The organism is Pseudomonas sp. PSB11 (assembly GCF_014596605.1).
GTDB lineage: Bacteria > Pseudomonadota > Gammaproteobacteria > Pseudomonadales > Pseudomonadaceae > Aquipseudomonas > Aquipseudomonas umsongensis.
Map to the genome: position 1 here is coordinate 1 of NZ_NOIO01000016.1, position 19,258 is coordinate 19,258.

Consider the following 19,258-nt stretch of genomic DNA (forward strand, 5'->3'; position numbering starts at 1 on the left):
TAGGCCGCGATCCACTGGCGCAACGAAGAAAAATCAACATCGTGCCGATCCGCAACATCTCTAAGACCCGCATTACCGGAACAGTAATCCTGCACCGCCAACAGCTTCACTTGAACTGTGTACTTCCCCATGAAACACCCCATCGGTTGTGTCCAACCTTTGGGGTGCAGTCCAGAGCGTGGGAACGATCAGTCGTGTTCAGGCGACGGCTGTTTGCGGCTTCACTAGCCCCTTGGCCTCCAACTCCCGCACCAGCGGCAACACCCGCTTGCCGAAGTATTCGACTTCTTCCTGAAAGTGCAGGAACCCCGCCAGTACCAGGTCTACACCCACCGCTTTCAATGCGACGATGCGCTCGGCGATCTGTTGCGGCGTACCGATCAGGTTGGTCTTGAAGCCGTCGTTGTACTGCACCAGGTCCTCGAACGTGGATTTCGCCCAGTTGCCCTCGCCTTCGGGTGATGCCCTGCCCGCCTGTTTCGCTGCATCACCGAAGGCATTCACTGCCTGCGGATCGGCCTGGTCGATGATCTGCGCCAGCACCGCTCGCGCCTCTTCTTCGGTATCGCGGGCGATGACAAAGGCGTTTACGCCAACCTTCACCGAGTGATTGTTCGCCGCGGCCTTGGCGCGAATGTCGTCGACCTGGGCCTTGATGCCTTCCGGGGTATTGCCGTTGGTGAAGTACCAGTCCGACACCCGCGCTGCCATGTCCCGCGCCGCACGGGAACTGCCGCCCTGGAAGATCTCCGGCCGGCCCAGTGGCTTGGGCTTGAGACTGTAGTTGTCAAAACGATAGAAATCGCCGCGAAAGGTGAAGTTGTCCTCGGTCCACACGCCTTTGAGCGAGCGAATGAATTCTTCGGAACGGCGATAGCGTTCGTCGTGCTCCAGCCAATGCTCGCCAATGGCCTGGAATTCGCCCTTGAACCATCCGCTGACGATATTGACCGCCACCCGGCCGTTGGTCAGTTGATCGATGGTCGCCAGTTGCTTGGCCGCCAGTGCCGGTTGCCATGGCCCCGGCAGGATCGCGGCGATGACTTTCAGTTTGTGGGTGGCGGCCAGCAATGCATGGCTGAAGGCGACGGACTCATGCTGGTATTCGGCGCCGTAACCGGCAGTGAAGCGAATCTGCGTCAGCGCATATTCGAACCCCGCCTCTTCGGCCAGTTGCGCCAGTTTGCGGTTGTAGTCGATGCCCCAGTGGGTCCGTTGCTCGATCTTGCTAACCACCAGCCCTCCGCTGACGTTCGGTACCCAGTAGGCGAATTTGACGGCTTGCTGACTCATTGGCGTGTCCTCGGGACATTGGGATTGTCCCAGGGGTAGAGCAGCAAGCGTGCCAGTGCCTGCCACGACTTCCCTGAACCGAACGAGATCCCCTTGTGGGAGCGAGCCTGCTCGCGAAGGCGGCTTGTCCGCCAACATCGATGTTGAGTCGGATGGCCCCTTCGCGAGCAGGCTCGCTCCCACAATGATTGAGCTGTGTCAGAAGCAATTTGCTGATGCAGTGTTGATCCGGCAACAGTTGAGGACGTCATGGTATTAGCGCCGGCCAGTAAATCCACGCGCCAGCCTCCGGCATGGACTGTGCAATCGCTCCTTGCACGAACATCATTTTTTCTGCCCAGCCAAGGAGCTGTTTCCATGACCGAACACCAGGTAATCAACCCGCTGTCCATCGGCACTGACTACGAAGCGCTGGCCGCCCGGTATCGCCCGATTTTCCAGCGAATCGCCGAAGGGGCCCTCCAACGCGAGCAGTCGCGCACCCTGCCCCATGAGCCGATCCAATGGCTCAAGGACGCTGGCTTTGGCGCAGTGCGGGTGCCCGTTGAATACGGCGGTGGCGGCGCCTCGCTGCCGCAGCTGGTTGAATTACTGATCGAACTGGCCGAGGCTGACTCGAACATTCCACAGGCATTGCGCGGTCACTTCGCCTTTGCCGAAGATCGCCTCAATTCCCCGCCTGGCACGGCCCGGGACATTTGGTTCAAACGGTTTGTAGACGGTGACGTCGTCGGTTGCGCCTGGACCGAAATCGGCAACGTGGCGATTGGCGACGTCATCACCAAGGTGTCGCTCCACGGCGAGCAATGGCGGCTGAACGGCGAGAAGTTCTACAGCACCGGCAGCCTGTTTTCCGACTGGATCGATGTGTATGCCCAACGTAGCGACACCGGTGGCGACGTGATTGCCGCGGTGCGCACGCGCCAGCCTGGGATCGTGCAAAGTGACGACTGGGACGGGTTCGGCCAGCGCACCACGGGCAGCGGCACGTCGCGCTTTGTCGACGCCGAGGTGGACGCACAAAACATCATCGACTTCGCTACGCGCTTCAAATACCAGACCGCGTTTTATCAGTTGGTGTTGCTGGCAACACTGGCCGGGATTGGCCGTGCAGCGTTGCGCGATGTGTCCCGGCAGGTGCGCGAACGCCAACGCATCTACAGCCATGGCAATGCCCAGCGCGTCAGTGAGGATGCGCAGGTCCAGCAAGTGGTCGGCGATATTGCCGCGTGGGTGTATGCCGCCGAGGCCGCCACTTTACGGGCGGCGCAGCCGGCACAACAGGCTTATCTGGCGAGGTTCGCCGGCGATGAACAATGGGAGCGTTCGGCAAACGTCGCAGCGGAAATCGAATCGGCGAAAGCACAGGTGGTGGTCACGGAGCTGATCCAGCGCGCGTCCACGCAGTTGTTCAATGCGCTGGGGGCTTCGGATATTCGCCAGGGCAAATCGCTGGATCGGCACTGGCGCAATGCGCGCACCGTGTCGTCGCACAATCCGGTGATCTACAAGTCGCGGATTGTCGGAGACTGGGAAATCAACCGGACCGAGCCGCCGTTCGTGTGGCAGATCGGCAATGGGCCTGACCGTAAAATCTGAGCCCGATCCCCGTAGGAGCTGCCGCAGGCTGCGATCTTTTGATCTTGCCCCCTCAAAAACAAGATCAAAGATCGCAGCCTGCGGCAGCTCCTACAGGGGGTTGCGTCAGCGCGGTCGCAGCAAGAGTTGGATATGGGTAAGATACCGGCCCTTCCCTGCAGCCCTTCGCTGCCCCCCGCCGATTAAGCCGATTCCATGCCTTTCGAACTCAGCGTTGACCTCACAACCCTGGCCATCCTGGCCATTGTCGCTTTCATTGCCGGTTTCATCGACGCCATCGCTGGCGGCGGCGGCCTGTTGACCACCCCGGCCTTGCTGACCGCTGGCCTGCCGCCGCACCTGGTGCTGGGCACCAACAAACTCAGTTCGACCTTTGGCTCGGCCACGGCCAGCTTCACTTTTTACCGCCGCAAGTTGTTCCACCCCAGGCAGTGGACACACGCCATCGTCGGCACCCTGGTCGGAGCACTGACCGGTGCGGTCGTCGCTCATTACTTGCCGGCCGAATGGTTGAACAAGATGCTGCCAGTGATCGTGTTCGCCTGTGGCCTTTATCTTTTGTTCGGTGGCACGCCCAAGGCGCCGCTGGACAGCAACGCCCCGATCAGGAAAAAGTGGCAATCGACCCAAGGCTTCAGCCTCGGCTTCTACGATGGCGTGGCCGGTCCCGGTACAGGCGCGTTCTGGACCGTCAGCAGCCTGCTGATGTACCCGATCGATCTGGTGAAAGCCAGCGGCGTGGCGCGCAGCATGAACTTCGTCAGCAACATTGCGGCGTTGTCGGTGTTCGTGTTTTCCGGGCAAGTGGACTGGATCATCGGCCTGAGCATGGGCCTGTCGGTGATGGTCGGGGCGTTCTTCGGCGCCCGCACCGCCATCAGCGGCGGCGCGAAGTTCATTCGTCCGGTGTTCATCACCGTGGTGTTGGGCCTGACCGTCCGGTTAGCCTGGCAACACTGGTTCAGCGTGGCCTAAGCGCCGCGCCACGTAGACGTCGATCAGGTAGCGGGCGATCGAGCGTGAGGCCGGCAACGGCGGTAGATCATGCACATTGAACCACTGGGCGTCTTCGATCTCGTCCTCCTGGCAGACGATCTCGCCACCGGCGTATTCGGCATGGAAGCCGAGCATCATCGAGTGCGGGAACGGCCAGCACTGGCTGCCCAGGTACTGGACGTTCTTCACTTCGATCTGCACTTCTTCACGCACCTCGCGAATCAGGCAATCCTCAGCCGATTCGCCAGGTTCGGCAAACCCTGCCAACGTGCTGTAGACCCCGGCGACGAAGCGCGGCGAGCGTGCCAGCAGCACCTCATCGCCACGGGTCACCAGCACGATCATGCTTGGGGAAATCCGCGGATAGCTGCGTAAATCGCACGGCTGGCAATACATCGCCCGCTCACGCGGCACCTGGATCATGGCCTGGCCGCAGTTGCCGCAAAAACGGTGCTCGCGGGCCCAGGTGCCGATCTGCGCCGCGTAACCCAGGACCTTGAACACCGTGTGATCGCCTTCGAGCATGAACGCCCGCAAGCCTTTCCAGTTACAGCCCGGCACCTCGCTGTGGGCGCGCAACTCCAGCAGATAGACAGGTTCGCCATCCAGATGGCCAATACCGTGCTCGGCGAGTATCGCCAGGTCCTGGCGCTTGAGCCATTCCCGGGGGAACAATGCGCCGTTGTCATCGAACAAAAAGCCTTCGGGGCTGCGCGCTACCGCCCAGCCGCCGGGCTGGTCGGTGTCCAGTACTGCCGTGGTCCAGCGTGGAGTCATTTTTCAATCAATCCAGAAATTCGGGTTTCTGTTTGCTCATATGGGCGGCCATGGCCACGCGCAGATCGGTCGATTGCAGCATGGCGGCGTTCCAGGTGGCGACGTATTCCAGGCCGTCGTCGATGCGATGATCGCGCATATAGCTGATCATCTCCTTGGTGCCAGTAACGGCAATCGGCGACTTGCTCGCAATCTCGCGGGCGATGCCCATGACGCCGTCGAGCAGGCTGGCGGTATCGCTGTAGACGCGATTGACCAGGCCCATGCCTCGCGCTTCTTCGGCGCCGAAAATGCGACCAGTGTAAGCCAGTTCACGCAGCATGCCGTCCCCGATGATCCGCGGCAAGCGTTGCAGTGTACCGACGTCAGCAGCCATGCCGATATCGATTTCCTTGATCGAGAATTGCGCGTCTTCGGCGGCGTAGCGCATGTCACAGGCGGCAATCAGGTCGATGGCACCGCCCAGGCAATAACCCTGGATGGCCGCGAGCACCGGTTTGCGGCATTGGTCGACCGCATTGAAGGACGCCTGCAGATCAAGGATCTTGCGGCGCAGCAAGCGCGCATTGCGTCCAACGTCCTTGCCCAGCTCATTGGCCACGCCAGCCAGCATCATCAGGTCAATGCCTGAGGAAAAATGCTTTCCGGCGCCACTGAGTACCACTACCCGAACTTCGTCGGTGTCGTCGATCCATTGGAAAATCTCGATGATCTCGGTCCAGAAGGCAGCATTCATCGCGTTAATCTTGTCCGGACGATTGATCTGCACATGAGCGATTTTATCTACCAGTTCGACGCTGAACGCTGTGTACTCAGACATGCTAGTGATCCTTTAGCGGGCAAAAAAGAAGCCTGAACTATAACAAGGCAGCAAGGCAGTGGTTCAGCCAAAAGCGGGACTTGCACACGCACCATAACGGTGCATGCATATTAAGACGTTACGCACAGCTTTGTGACCACCCGGTGAATTTCCAGGGCGAACATTCAAAAAAAACTGCATTTCGTCGGTGCTTTCGCACCGGTACCAGGCACGTTCGTACCTAAACAACCGATTGTCGAACAATTTTGCCATCAGCACTTTACCGCTCTAAGTTCTGGCCTAGACTGATTTCCCCGAGGGCGACCGGTCAGTCAAAAAGTGGAAAAAAAGTCGAAACTTTTGCCACGCGGGATCGGTCGAGTAAAAAGAAGGTGCGTTGCGACTGGTGCAATCCTTGCAATGGTTAATTCACCCATTTTGCTTCAGCGCATTTGGGGAGCGCTTGCTCGCCGAGGCGTAGCGCTTTGCGCGTGGCCACACCCATTGGCCAGGTAACGTTTTGCCAGACCCAAGAACTAGATCAACAACACGGGAGATTCATATGATTAGTGCGGCTTTGGATGTTCAGGGAGAGCTGGCTCATCAACAGATCGGCGAATCGAGCGCCGCGACTGCTCTCAGTGCCCAACCGATCAGCGGTACCAATACCCGGACGCTGGCGCCGGTGGCCAGTCAGAATCCCAATAAGAAGAAAGTGTTGTTCGTCACCTCCGAAATTGCCGACCTGGTGAAAACCGGCGGCCTGGGAGACGTTTCCGCCGCGCTGCCCCGGGCCATGGCACACCTGCACGATGTGCGTGTCCTGATCCCCGGTTATCCGCAGGTCATGCACAGTGAAAATCCGATTCACATCATCGGTGAACTCGGTGGTCACGCGGCGCTCCCGCCGTGCAAGATCGGGCGCATGGACATGCCTGACGGTCTGGTCATTTATGTGTTGATCTGCCCTGAGCTCTACGAGCGCGAAGGTTCACCCTATGGCGCCAACAACGGCCGCGACTGGCCGGACAACCATATCCGTTTCGCCCGCCTGGGCCTGGCGGCCGCCGATATTGCCGCCAACCTTGCACAGATCCACTGGTGCCCGGACCTGGTGCACGCCCATGACTGGCCCGCTGGCCTGGCCCCTGCCTATATGCACTGGCGTGGGCAGCGCACGCCGACCCTGTTCACCATCCATAACCTGGCGTACCAGGGCGTGACGAGCCTGGGGTCGTGCCCCGAGCTGGGCATTCCGCAGCACGCCTTGCAACAGGAAGGCATGGAGTTCTACGGCAAGATGTCGTTCCTGAAGGCTGGCATGGCCTATTCGAGCCACATCACCACAGTCAGCGCGACCTACGCCCAGGAAATCACCACCCCGGACTTCGGCTGCGGTCTCGACGGTTTTCTCGCCGCCAAGACCCAGCAAGGCCTGCTCAGCGGCATTCCCAACGGCATCGACGAAAGCTGGGATTCGGCCACCGACCCGCACCTGTTCTGCCCCTTCAAAATCGGTGACTGGGACGGCAAGGCGGTCAACGCCGCCCACGTTCGCCAGTTGTTCGGCCTGCAAGACAGCAAAGGCCCGCTATTTGCCGTGGTCTCGCGCCTGGTTTACCAAAAAGGCCTGGACCTGACCGAAGCGGTCTCCGAATACATCGTCAAATCCGGCGGCCAGATCGCCATCATCGGTCGTGGCGAGCCGGAAGAAGAACAAGCCATGCGCGAACTGGCCCTGCGTTTTCCAGGGCAGATCGGTGTGCGCATCGGCTTCAACGAAACCGATGCCCGACGGATGTTCGCCGGTAGCGATTTCCTCTTGATGCCGTCGCGCTATGAACCTTGTGGCCTCAGCCAGATGTATGCCCAGCGTTTCGGCTCGTTGCCGGTGGCGCGCAATACCGGTGGCCTGGCAGACACCATTGAAGATGGCGTGACCGGCTTCCTGTTCAATGAATCCACGGTGGACAGTTATCAGCAAGCCTTGAGCCGAGCGTTCAAGGTGTTCGCCTTCCCCGACCTGCTCAATGCCATGCGCTGCCGCGCCATGGCGGCACCGTTCAACTGGTGCAAGGCGGTCGAACCCTATGCCGAACTCTACGAGCAGCTTGTAGCCAAAGCCTTGGGGAAATCGCACAAACAGTAAGAGGCTCGCGCAATGCCGTTACGGACCCTTGAGACCTGGCCCCACGGCGCAATCAAACTGGACCCGCAAAACACGCGATTCGCGTTGTGGGCACCCGATGCGTTCTACGTCAGTGTCGAACTGGAAAATGGACAGTCCTTGCCGTTGCTGCCTCAGGCCGACGGTTGGTTCGTGATCAACACCCGCTGCCCGGCGGGTACCCGATACCGCTACAACATCGATGGCGAACTGGAGGTGCCCGACCCGGCCTCCCGCGCCCAGGCCGGGGACATTGACCAGCACAGCGTGGTGGTCGACCCGCTGGCCTACCAGTGGCGGCACAGCACCTGGCTGGGACGTCCGTGGAACGAAGCGGTGATCTACGAGTTGCACGTCGGCGCCCTTGGCGGCTTCCTCGCCGTGGAGGAGCACCTGGCACATCTGGTGGAGCTTGGGGTCACCGCAATCGAGTTGATGCCGATCGCGCAATTTCCCGGCGAGCGCAATTGGGGCTACGACGGGGTGCTGCTCTATGCACCCCAGGCCTCCTATGGTTCTCCCGAACAACTCAAGCACCTGATCGACACCGCCCATGGCCTTGGCCTGGCGGTGATGCTCGACGTGGTCTACAACCACTTCGGGCCGGATGGCAATTACCTGCACCGCTACGCCAAGGGGTTCTTCCGCGAAGACCGGCACACGCCATGGGGAGCGGCCATCGATTTTCGCCGGCGCGAGGTGCGCGACTTCTTCATCGACAACGCCTTGATGTGGTTGCTGGAGTACCGCTTTGACGGCTTGCGCCTGGACGCGGTGCATGCCATCGAAGACCCGGACTTTCTCCAGGAACTGGCCCAGCGGGTGCGCCAGCAAACCGATCCGTCGCGACATGTGTGGCTGGTGGTGGAAAACGAACATAACCAGGCCAGCCTGCTCGAACAGGGTTTCGACGCACAGTGGAACGATGACGGTCATAACGCCTTGCACGTGCTGCTGACCGGCGAGACCGATGCCTATTACGCCGACTATGCAAAAAATCCCACCGAACAGCTGGCCCGCTGCCTGAGCCAGGGCTTTGTGTTCCAGGGCCACCTCAACCGCCATGGCCAAGCGCGCGGCGAGCCCAGCGGGCATTTGCCACCCAGCGCGTTCGTGCTGTTCTTGCAGAATCACGACCAGATCGGCAACCGCGCCTTTGGCGAGCGACTGCATCAACTGGCCCACCCCGACGCATTAAAAGCCGCGACGGCGCTGTTGCTGCTGTCACCGATGATCCCCCTGATGTTCATGGGCGATGAGTTTGCCGCCGAACAACCGTTCCTGTTTTTCACCAGCCACCACGGCGAACTCGCACGCTTGGTGCGCGAAGGCCGGCGCAATGAATTTGCCGCGTTCAGCGCGTTTGCCGACCCGCATCAACGGGAAAGGATTCCCGATCCCAACGCACCACAGACCTTCGAAGCGTCCCGCCCTACCCTCACGGTCAACGGGGCTTCGGCGATGCATGAGTTCTACCGCCAACTGCTGCAGATCCGCCATCGGCACATCGTCCCGCACTTGCCCGGGACCCGGGCGCGCAATGCACAGGTGCTGGGTTTTGGCGCGGTCAGCGCGTCATGGTGCCTGGGCGATGGCAGTCAATTGCGCATCGACCTCAACCTCAGCGACACGCCGGTCTGCCATGTGCCACAGGTGGACGCAAGCTTGCTGTTCGAACACCCGCCCGGGTCTGGCCAACGGCTGGACCAGGGCACCTTGCCCCCGTATTGCGCAATTGTCAGCCTCACGGCCGCGGCCCCTTTGCTACACCTTGATGGAGAGCGCCAATGAGTGATGCGCAACTGGAAATACTTGCTAGCCGGGCTGGCCTGGCGGTCGACTGGATCGACGCCAATGGTCGTCCGCAAAAAGTCGCGCCTTCGGTACTGCGCAACGTCCTCACGGGACTCGGCCACCCGGCCGGCAGCGCCCAGGAAATCGACGCCAGCCTGCTCGAACTGCAACAAGTACAACAGACCCGGCACCTGCCGCCTCTGATCACCGCCGATGTCGGCGTGGGACTCAACCTGGCGCACTTTTTTGAGCCGCTGACTCCCTGCGAGATCCATCTTGAAGATGGCTCGAAACTCAGTCTCAAGCTGGATGCCGAAGCCGTTCTGCCAGGGCTGATCCCGGTCGGTTACCAACACGTCGAGATCGATGGACAAAGCTTTACCCTGGCCGTGGCTCCCGCCCGCTGCTACAGCGTAGCCGATGCGGTGGACAGCCCGATCCCGCGCGCCTGGGGCCTGAGCGTGCAACTGTATGCATTGCGCCGTGCCGGCGATGGCGGTTTTGGCGACACCCAGGCGTTGGAAGACCTGGCCCGGGTGGCGGGCGAACGCGGCGCCGACGCACTGGCGATCAGTCCGTTGCATGCCATGTTTGCCAACGACACCCAGCGCTATAGCCCCTATTCGCCGTCAAGCCGTCTGTTTCTCAATAGCCTGTATTGCGCGCCGGGGGCGATTCTCGGTGAGCGCGCGATGCGCACCGCTATCGATGCCACCGGCCTGGCTGCCGAACTTTTGCGTTTGCAAGAGTTGCCATTGATCGATTGGCCGGCCGCTGCCGAAGCCAAGCATCGCCTATTACAGGCGCTGTACGACGGATTCGTGCACGGCGAACATCCACTGCACGCCGACTTCAGCAGCTTTCGCCATGCCGGCGGTGAAGCGCTGGAAAATCATTGCCGCTTCGAGGCCATTCAAGAAACCCGTGCCGCCCGGGGCGAAAGCCTCGACTGGCGTGAGTGGCCGCCGCAGTGGCGCAACCCGCGCAGCGCTGCCCTGGCCGAATTCGCCGAAGAGAACGCTGGCCGCATCGGCTTCTTCGCCTTCTGCCAATGGCTGATCACCCGTTGCCTGGAGCGCGCGCAAGCCGCCGCCCGCAGCAGCGGCATGGGCATTGGCTTGATCGCCGACTTGGCCGTTGGTGCCGATGGCGGTGGCAGTCAGGCCTGGAGCCGCCAGGATGAACTGCTCGCCTCCCTCACCGTGGGCGCCCCACCGGACATTCTCAACCGCACCGGCCAGGGTTGGGGCATCTCTGCGTTTTCCCCCGAAGGCCTGGTGCGCAACGGCTTTCGTGCGTTCATTGAAATGCTGCGCGCCAACTTCGCCCACGCCGGTGGCCTGCGGATCGACCATGTCATGGGTCTGCAACGGTTGTGGGTGATCCCCAATGGCGCATCGCCCGCTGATGGGGCTTACCTGTATTACCCGTTTGACGACTTGCTGCGCCTGCTGACCCTCGAGTCCCATCGCCACCAGGCCATCGTCCTCGGCGAAGACCTGGGCACGGTGCCGGACGGTCTGCGGGAAAAACTCAGCGCCCGTTCGATCCTCGGTATGCGAGTGTTGCTGTTCGAACAGGACAACACTCACTTCAAACCGATCCTCGACTGGCCGGACAACGCCCTCGCCACTACCAGTACCCACGACCTGCCCACCCTCAATGGCTGGTGGCATGGCCGCGACATCGACTGGAACGCCCGCCTCGGCCTGGTCGATGCCAGTGCTGAAATCGAGTGGCGCCAGCATCGCGAGCGCGAACGTGAAGGCCTGCGCCGGACCTTGAGCCAAGACCCGCAGAACTTTCGCGAAGAGTCACACGAAACCGATCAGGTCCTCGACGCCAGTGTGCGTTTCCTCGGCCACACCCGCGCCCCGCTGGTACTGCTGCCTCTGGAGGATGCACTGGGCATTGAACAGCAGGCCAACCTGCCCGGCACCATCGATACCCACCCCAACTGGTCCCGCCGGTTACCCGTTACCAGCGAAGCCTTGCTCGATGGCCCGGACGCCGCCAGACGCCTGGAACTGCTCGCCTGCGCGCGACTTCAGGCGGCCGAGCGTGACCAATGAACCCGGTCGCTATCGCGCCGCTGCGGGCCACCCTGCGGCTGCAATTTCACAAGGGTTTTACTCTCGATGATGCCGTACCGCTGGTGCCCTACTTCGCCCGCCTGGGCATCAGCCACGTATACGCATCGCCGCTGCTGAGCGCCCGCGCGGGCTCCATGCACGGCTATGACGTGGTGGACCCGACCACGGTCAACCCGGAACTGGGCGGTGAATCTGCGCTGCGCCGCCTGGTCGCCGCGCTGCGTGACCAGAACATGGGGTTGATCCTCGACATCGTCTCCAACCACATGGCGGTCGGCGGTAACGACAATCCCTGGTGGCTGGACTTGCTGGAGTGGGGACGCCTGAGCCCGTACGGCGAATTCTTCGATATCCAGTGGCACTCGCCCGACCCCTTGATGGAAGGCCAGTTGCTGTTGCCCTTCCTGGGCAGCGACTACGGCATCGCCTTGCTGGACGGCACCCTGGCGCTGCGTTTCAATGCGCAGCGCGGCGCGTTTCATGTGGAGCATTACGATCATCACTTTCCGATATGCCCCAGTCATTACGGCGAGCTGCTCAAGACGGATGCCGAGCCACTGAAATTGCTGGCGGACCGGTTCAACGCCTTGAGCTATCAGACAGATGCCTACACTCTGGCGACTGCGTTAAAAGAAGCATTGCGCGAACTGGCCAGCGATCCCGCAATACTGCAAGCCATCGAACAAAACCTGCAGGCCTACGATTCGCTGACCAGCGAAGGTTTTCAACGCTTGCATGACTTGCTGGAGCGCCAGAGCTACCGCCTCGCCAGTTGGCGCACCGCTGCGGACGACATCAACTGGCGGCGTTTTTTCGATGTCAACGAGTTGGGCGGTTTGCGCGTCGAGCGCCCAGCGGTGTTCGAGGCGACCCACGCGAAGATCTTCCAGCTGGTGGAACAAGGACTGGTCGACGGGTTGCGCATCGACCACATCGACGGCCTCGCCGACCCACGGGGGTACTGTCGCAAACTGCGGCGACGCGTCGACAGCCTGGCAGCGGGTCGACACCTGCCGATCTTTGTGGAAAAGATCCTGGGCGAAGGCGAAACCCTGCATCGCGACTGGTCGGTGGATGGCACCACCGGCTACGAGTTCATGAACCAGTTGTCGCTGCTGCAACACGATCCCGCCGGTCAACCTACCTTGGGTGAGCTCTGGCACCGCTATAGCGGGCGCCCGGCTGACTTCCGCCAGGAAGCCCAACTGGCACGCCAGCAGATTCTCAATGGCTCGCTGGCCGGGGATTTCGAAAGTGTCGCCCAGGCGTTGTTGCAAGTGGCCCGGGATGACCTGATGACCCGTGACCTGACGCTGGGCGCGATCCGTCGCGCGCTGCAGGAACTGATCGTGCATTTCTCGGTGTATCGCACCTACATCAGTGCTCTGGGCCGTTCGGCGCAGGACGAAGTGTTTTTCCAGCAAGCCATGGATGGCGCCCGACAAACCCTTGGCGAAGCCGACTGGCCAGTGCTCGAGTGCCTGGCAGGGTGGCTGGGGGGCGAGAGCTGGCGAAAACGCCCGGCTGGCCGGCTGCGCAAACGGCTCAAGCATGCCTGCGTGCGTTTTCAGCAACTGACTTCACCTGCCGCCGCGAAGGCCGTGGAAGACACCGCGTTCTATCGTTCGGCGGTGTTGCTATCGCGCAATGACGTCGGCTTCAGCACGGAACAATTCAGTGCCCCTGTGGCCGATTTTCATGCTGCCTGTGCCCAGCGCCTGGCCGATTTCCCGGACAACCTGCTCGCCACCGCGACCCACGATCACAAGCGTGGCGAGGATACGCGCGCGCGCCTGTCCGTCTTGAGTGAACGCAGTCAATGGTACGTCGAACAGATCGGCCTCTGGCACGCCCTCGCCCGGCCCTTGCGCGACGATGAGCAGATGCCGTCAGCCGGCGATGAGTTGATTCTCTATCAGGCACTGCTGGGCAGCTGGCCGCTGGACCTGCGCACCGACGACCCCGCGGCCCTGGAGGACTACGCCCAACGCATCTGCCAGTGGCAACGCAAGGCCCTGCGCGAAGCCAAGCTGCAAAGCAGCTGGAGCGCAACCAATGAAGCGTATGAACAAGCCAGCGAAAACTTTACCCGGCGCCTGCTGCTGAGCCCGGAAGGTGATCTATTGCGCACCGCCCTGGGCAAGGCAGCCCGCACGATTGCCTTGCCTGGCGCCCTCAACGGATTGGCGCAAACCTTGCTGCGCATGACGGTACCGGGAGTGCCGGACCTGTATCAGGGCAACGACTTCTGGGACTTCACGCTGGTCGATCCGGACAACCGCCGGCCAGTGGATTACGCAAGCCGCCAGCAGGCCTTGCAGCAGCCATTGGATCTGCCTGATCTGTCGGAGCACTGGCGCGACGGGCGCATCAAGCAAGCCTTGATTGCGCGGACTTTAACCACCCGTGCCGAGCACGCCGAGCTGTTTCGACGCGGGACTTACCAGCCCCTCGAAGTCATTGGCAGCCAGGCCAATCGGGTGTTGGGATTTGTCCGTGAATGGGAGGGTACCCGCGCCATCGTCATCGTGCCGATCCGTTGTTCGGCATTGCTGGAAAACAGTGCCGTGCCTCACGTGGACGCGCCGCAGTGGGGCGATACCCGGATCAGTTTGCCGTTCACAATCGCCGACGAAAATCTGAAGGGACTTTTTTCAAGCGTCGCAGTCACAAAACACAGGGAGCTGATGATCAGCGCCGCGCTGGGGGATTTCCCGGTCAATCTCTTAATCCAGGCTACAAACATTTGAGTTCAGTTCAGGAGCAATGCGATGAGTACCGACGATAAACGCATCCGCGAGTTTGCCTATCAGATCTGGGAATCCGAAGGCAAACCTGAGGGCCAGGAAGCACGGCATTGGGAGATGGCGTGCAAACTGGCTGAAGCCGAAGCCCTGGCACCGAAAAAGCCGGCCAAAGCAGCGTCGAGCAAGACAACCGTGGGCAAAGCCGGCGACGGCAAACTCAATGGCAAGGCCGGGGAAGCAAAACCCAAGGCCAAAGCCAAGCCGGCAGCTGCTTCCGCGGTGATACCACCGGGGGAAAAGGCCGCCGAGAAAAAACCTCGCGCACCGCGAAAACCGCCTGCGGTCTAAGCTTTTCTCACGCTGTCCGGAAGATTCCAGTGGCGAGCCCGCTCGCCACCGAGGGATTCGCTCGCCCGCGAAAAAATTTTGAGCCCCTTCACTGCCTGCCGTTACTGGAGCATTTATGACCCGAACCAAGAAAGAAACGCCACCTCCCCGTGCCGAACCCTCGCGCATCCGCGAAGGACTGCCCTTCCCGCTCGGTGCGACCTGGGATGGCCTGGGGGTCAACTTCGCCCTGTTCTCGGCCAACGCCACCCGCGTCGAACTGTGCATTTTCGATGACGCCGGGGAAGTTGAACTCGAACGCATCGAACTGCCGGAGTACACCGACGAGATCTACCACGGCTACCTCCCCGATGCCCATCCGGGGCTGATCTACGGCTACCGCGTGTACGGCCCGTATGATCCGGCCAACGGTCATCGTTTTAACCCCAACAAGCTGTTGATCGACCCTTACGCCAAACAGCTGGTCGGTCAGTTGAAATGGTCCGAAGCCTTGTTTGGCTATACCATCGGCCACCCCGACGCCGACCTCAGCTTCGACGAACGCGACAGCGCGCCCTACGTGCCGAAATGCAAGGTGATCGATCCGGCGCACACCTGGGGCCACGATCACCGGGTCAGCGTGCCATGGGACAAAACGATCATCTATGAAACCCACGTGCGCGGCTTCAGCATGCGCCACCCCGCCGTTCCCGAAAACCAGCGCGGGACCTTTGCCGGGCTGATGGTCGACGAAGTGCTGGAGCATATCCGCAAGCTGGGGGTGTCGACCGTCGAGCTGCTGCCGATCCACGCCTTCGTCAACGACCAGCACCTGCTGCACAAAGGCATGACCAACTACTGGGGCTACAACAGCATTGCGTTCTTCGCCCCCGACCCGCGTTACCTGGCCAGCGGCAAGATCGCCGAGTTCAAGGAAATGGTCGCGCACCTGCACGAAGCCAACCTGGAAGTGATCCTCGACGTGGTCTACAACCACACCGCCGAGGGCAACGAACAGGGCCCGACCCTGTCGATGCGCGGTATCGACAACGCCTCTTATTACCGCTTGATGCCTGACGACAAGCGCTTCTACATCAACGATTCCGGCACCGGCAACACCCTGGACCTGAGCCATCCGTGCGTATTGCAGATGGTCACCGATTCGCTGCGCTACTGGGCCTCGGAAATGCACGTGGACGGTTTCCGCTTCGACCTGGCGACCATACTTGGGCGTTATCACGACGGTTTCGACGAACGTCACAGTTTCCTCGTGGCTTGCCGCCAGGACCCGGTACTGCGCCAGGTCAAGCTGATCTCCGAACCCTGGGATTGCGGGCCCGGTGGTTATCAGGTCGGCAACTTCCCGCCGGGCTGGGTGGAATGGAACGACAAGTTTCGCGACACCGTGCGCGCTTTCTGGAAAGGCGACGACGGCCAATTGGCGGACTTTGCCAGCCGCATGACCGCGTCCGGCGAAATGTTCAACCAGCGTGGTCGGCGTCCTTACTCATCGCTGAATTTCATCACCGCCCACGACGGTTTCACCCTCAATGACCTGGTGTCGTACAACGACAAGCACAACGAAGCCAACGACGAGAACAACCAGGACGGCAGCAACAACAACCTGTCCTGGAACCATGGCGTCGAAGGCCCCACCGACGACCCGCAAATCAACGACCTGCGCTTTCGACAGATGCGCAACTTCTTTGCCACCTTGCTGCTGGCCCAGGGTACGCCAATGATCGTGGCCGGCGACGAATTCGCCCGGACTCAGGAAGGCAACAACAATGCTTATTGCCAGGACAGCGAGATCGGCTGGGTCAACTGGGACCTGAGCGAGGATGGCAAGGCGTTGCTCAAGTTCGTCAAGCGCCTGATCAAGTTGCGCCTGGCCTATCCGATTTTGCGCCGGGGGCGCTTCCTGGTGGGCAACTACAATGAGGACATCGGCGTCAAGGATGTCACCTGGCTGGCACCCGATGGTAGCGAGATGACCACCGAGCACTGGCACGATGCGCACAATCGCTGCCTGGGCATGTTGCTCGACGGGCGAGCCCAGGAAACCGGGATCCGCCGCAAAGGCGCGGACGCCACGTTGTTGCTGGTGGTCAACGCCCATCACGACATCGTCAACTTCCTTCTGCCGGAGGTACCGGACGGCAGCTTCTGGACCTGCCTGATGGACACCAATCAACCGTCCATACGCGGTCAGGAACGCTTCGATTTCGGGCGCGAGTACTCGGTCACCGGACGCTCATTGCTGTTGTTCGAACTGCAACGTGAGGAAGAGGAGTAGAAATCACCGGCGCAATGAAAGAAATTGAGCCATGCGTGCACTTGCGGCGCGACGAATAGCGATACATGAGCAATACTCGATGCGCGGCTGTCCAGGGTCCGGAACGCCGCGCTTCGCTATCAACCCGCCCTCATGGCTGTAGCAGCGCTTGCGTTGCGCAGGACTGGGGGCGTATGGAACAAGGACGTAACGCCATGAAATCTGTGTCCATCAGTGACAGCAGCTGTACAGAGCAAATCTGGAACAGCGCCCCGCAACTGGCCAATATTCCGGTCATCGGTACTCAATCCCTTCTCTCCCCGGGCGCGCGCGCCGTGGTGATCGCCCCACATCCCGGCGACGAAGTGTTGACTTGCGGCGGTTTGCTGCAGTTGCTCAGCGCCATGGGACACCCCTTGCAATTGATTTCGGTGACCGACGGCAGCGCCAGTCATCCGGGCTCCCAACAGTGGTCGGAGAAACGCCTGAGCGTGTTTCGCTCCCAGGAAAGTGTCGAGGCCTTGCGCCGGCTTGGATTGCCGATGCACAGCCTGAAATGGATACGCGGCGGCTTCACCGACCATACCCTGGCTGAGCATGAACAGGCGCTCACCCAATTCATCGTCCGTTATCTACGGCCGGGCGATGTGGTGTTCAGCACCTGGTGCGAGGATGGCAACAGCGACCATGACGCCGTCGGCCGCGCCAGCGCCAATGCAGCCACCATCGCCGGCGCCGTCTTCACCGAAATACCGGTCTGGGCCTGGCATTGGCCATCGCGAGACAGCGCCTTGATCCCTTGGCATCGGGCGCGCAAAGTGCGCCTGGACACCTGGACGGTGGCGCGCAAGAGCCATGCTACCCATGCCTATGCCAGTCAACTTGACGGTGAACCGGCCGTCGGGATTGCGCCACGGCTGCCGCGCATTTTGCTGGAGCGGATGCGGTTGCCTTATGAAATTGTGTTTGTCTGAAAGTGCGGTTGTTTGGTGTACATATCCATTGCTGCGGCAAGGCCTGCGTTCGGCCAGCGTGTTTAACGGGGCGCTCGCGATCAACATCAAAGCGAGGCGGCCTTAAAGCCGACCTGACTTTGACGGGTGCACCTGGATCCCCTGTGGGAGCCAGCCTGCTGGCGATGGAAGTCAACGATAACGCGCCCTGTCTGGATGAACGCTGTCTGGACGTTTTTCACCAGCGGGCTGGCTCCCACAATGGCATGGCGGACAAACCTATAATCAGGTCGACTAACAGGCCGCCACCGCTGCGACGCGATTCCCGCTGCGTTCGGACGATTTTTTGGCATCACGGCATAACGCGCTGAACTGCTCGCTCCCCTAACAGTCGCATGCATAAGCAACCCGGATTCAGAGGAGTGAAAGTGAGCAGTGACTCTAATCGGCTGGCAGCAGGATCAGTGCCGTTGAACAGCCCCGAGGCTATCCATCGACTGCGCGTGTTGACCGTCAACACCCACAAAGGCTTTACCGCCCTCAATCGGCGTTTCATCCTCCCGGAATTACGCGAAGCGGTACGCAGTACCTCAGCGGACCTGGTGTTCCTGCAAGAAGTCGTCGGTGAACACGAGCGCCATTCTTCGCGCTACAACGATTGGCCACAAACCTCGCAATACGAGTTCCTTGCCGACAGCATGTGGAGCGACTTCGCCTACGGGCGAAATGCGGTTTATCCCGACGGTCACCATGGCAACGCACTGCTGTCCAAATACCCGATCCGTGAATACCGCAACCTTGACGTCTCCATTACCGGCCCCGAACGCCGTGGGCTGTTGCACTGCGTGCTGGATGTACCGGGCCATGCCGAGGTCCATGCTATCTGCGTTCACCTGAGCCTGCTGGAGAGTCATCGACAGTTGCAGTTGCAGTTGCTCTGCCAGTTGCTCGAATCCTTGCCCGATGACGCCCCCGTCATCATTGCCGGCGACTTCAACGACTGGCAGTTACAGGGCAACGCCGCTCTCTCGCGCCGCGACTACTTGCACGAAGCCTTCGAACGCCACCATGGCCGGCCGGCAAAAACCTACCCGGCTCGCTTCCCGCTGCTGCGCCTGGATCGGATCTACTTGCGCAACGCCAGTAGCCACGATCCGAAAATCCTCGGCCATAAGCCCTGGACACACCTGTCGGATCATTTGCCATTGGCGGTTGAAGTACACCTGTAACACGTCAAACCTGATCTCCAACTGTCATTTATGACAGTAGATACATCCAAAAACACTTGCTACGGTGCTCTCGTCCGTTCGACTGACTCGGATGGACATGCCCGTAGCCGTCGTTGCCTGAAGGGTCTTTTGCCTTCCTGATGATGTCTCGCGACTCGCGCTGCAGATGCACCCCCTACCTTGCCGTTCCTGCAAGGCATCGGGTGTCG

General features: G+C 61.0%; 14 protein-coding genes. 10 read left to right on the forward strand and 4 right to left on the reverse strand.

Going from position 1 to position 19,258, the window contains the following annotated elements:
* Positions 1-131 (reverse strand): transposase (locus CGA21_RS18355; RefSeq protein WP_188264089.1); only part of this gene is annotated, 131 nt, incomplete at its 3' end.
* Between the two features lie 67 nt (positions 132-198).
* Positions 199-1,293: a dimethylsulfone monooxygenase SfnG gene (gene sfnG / locus CGA21_RS18360; protein ID WP_110752251.1), complete on the reverse strand. Its 1,095-nt coding sequence runs from the start codon at positions 1,291-1,293 to the stop codon at positions 199-201.
* A gap of 357 nt (positions 1,294-1,650) precedes the next feature.
* Here sfnG and CGA21_RS18365 point away from each other — a divergent pair, with 357 nt between their 5' ends.
* Both CGA21_RS18365 and CGA21_RS18370 read left to right on the forward strand, forming a co-directional pair.
* Positions 1,651-2,892, forward strand: a complete 1,242-nt coding sequence (locus CGA21_RS18365) for an acyl-CoA dehydrogenase family protein (RefSeq protein ID WP_188264743.1) — start codon at positions 1,651-1,653, stop codon at positions 2,890-2,892.
* A 195-nt stretch (positions 2,893-3,087) separates the two neighbouring features.
* Positions 3,088-3,867, forward strand: coding sequence for a TSUP family transporter (locus CGA21_RS18370; protein WP_020799193.1), 780 nt, complete (start codon positions 3,088-3,090; stop codon positions 3,865-3,867).
* Here the strand turns inward: CGA21_RS18370 and nudC are convergent.
* Entirely contained in the window at positions 3,835-4,665 is an 831-nt protein-coding gene (gene nudC, locus CGA21_RS18375; protein WP_020799192.1) for an NAD(+) diphosphatase, read from the reverse strand. The two genes, CGA21_RS18370 and nudC, sit on opposite strands and share 33 nt — an antisense overlap.
* 7 nt (positions 4,666-4,672) lie before the next feature.
* Complete coding sequence (locus CGA21_RS18380) at positions 4,673-5,485, reverse strand: crotonase/enoyl-CoA hydratase family protein (RefSeq protein ID WP_020799191.1); 813 nt, start codon at positions 5,483-5,485, stop codon at positions 4,673-4,675.
* 541 nt (positions 5,486-6,026) lie between these two features.
* Between CGA21_RS18380 and glgA the strand changes: the two genes are divergently transcribed.
* From glgA to CGA21_RS18420, 8 genes are all read left to right on the forward strand, one after another.
* Entirely contained in the window at positions 6,027-7,613 is a 1,587-nt protein-coding gene (glgA, locus tag CGA21_RS18385) for a glycogen synthase GlgA (protein ID WP_188264744.1), read from the forward strand.
* 12 nt (positions 7,614-7,625) lie between these two features.
* Positions 7,626-9,422 carry a malto-oligosyltrehalose trehalohydrolase gene (gene treZ / locus CGA21_RS18390; protein ID WP_188264745.1) on the forward strand — a complete coding sequence of 599 codons (1,797 nt, stop codon included), beginning with the start codon at positions 7,626-7,628 and terminating at the stop codon, positions 9,420-9,422.
* Positions 9,419-11,497 carry a 4-alpha-glucanotransferase gene (gene malQ / locus CGA21_RS18395; RefSeq protein WP_110752243.1) on the forward strand — a complete coding sequence of 693 codons (2,079 nt, stop codon included), beginning with the start codon at positions 9,419-9,421 and terminating at the stop codon, positions 11,495-11,497. The genes treZ and malQ overlap by 4 nt, the downstream gene beginning before the upstream one ends.
* Positions 11,494-14,268 (forward strand): malto-oligosyltrehalose synthase, encoded by a 2,775-nt coding sequence (locus CGA21_RS18400; RefSeq protein ID WP_188264746.1) that lies wholly within the window; start codon positions 11,494-11,496, stop codon positions 14,266-14,268. Before malQ ends, CGA21_RS18400 begins: the two co-directional genes overlap by 4 nt.
* A gap of 21 nt (positions 14,269-14,289) precedes the next feature.
* The gene (locus CGA21_RS18405; RefSeq protein WP_020799186.1) at positions 14,290-14,613 is read left to right on the forward strand and encodes a DUF2934 domain-containing protein; all 324 of its coding nucleotides are present in this window, start codon (positions 14,290-14,292) and stop codon (positions 14,611-14,613) included.
* Positions 14,614-14,728: 115 nt separating this feature from the next.
* Positions 14,729-16,888, forward strand: coding sequence for a glycogen debranching protein GlgX (gene glgX, locus CGA21_RS18410; protein WP_188264747.1), 2,160 nt, complete (start codon positions 14,729-14,731; stop codon positions 16,886-16,888).
* Between the two features lie 194 nt (positions 16,889-17,082).
* A complete protein-coding gene (locus CGA21_RS18415) occupies positions 17,083-17,841 on the forward strand; it encodes a PIG-L deacetylase family protein (RefSeq protein ID WP_110752237.1) in 759 nt (252 codons plus the stop codon).
* 407 nt (positions 17,842-18,248) lie between these two features.
* Positions 18,249-19,049: an endonuclease/exonuclease/phosphatase family protein gene (locus CGA21_RS18420; protein ID WP_020800631.1), complete on the forward strand. Its 801-nt coding sequence runs from the start codon at positions 18,249-18,251 to the stop codon at positions 19,047-19,049.
* Positions 19,050-19,258 lie beyond the last annotated feature (209 nt).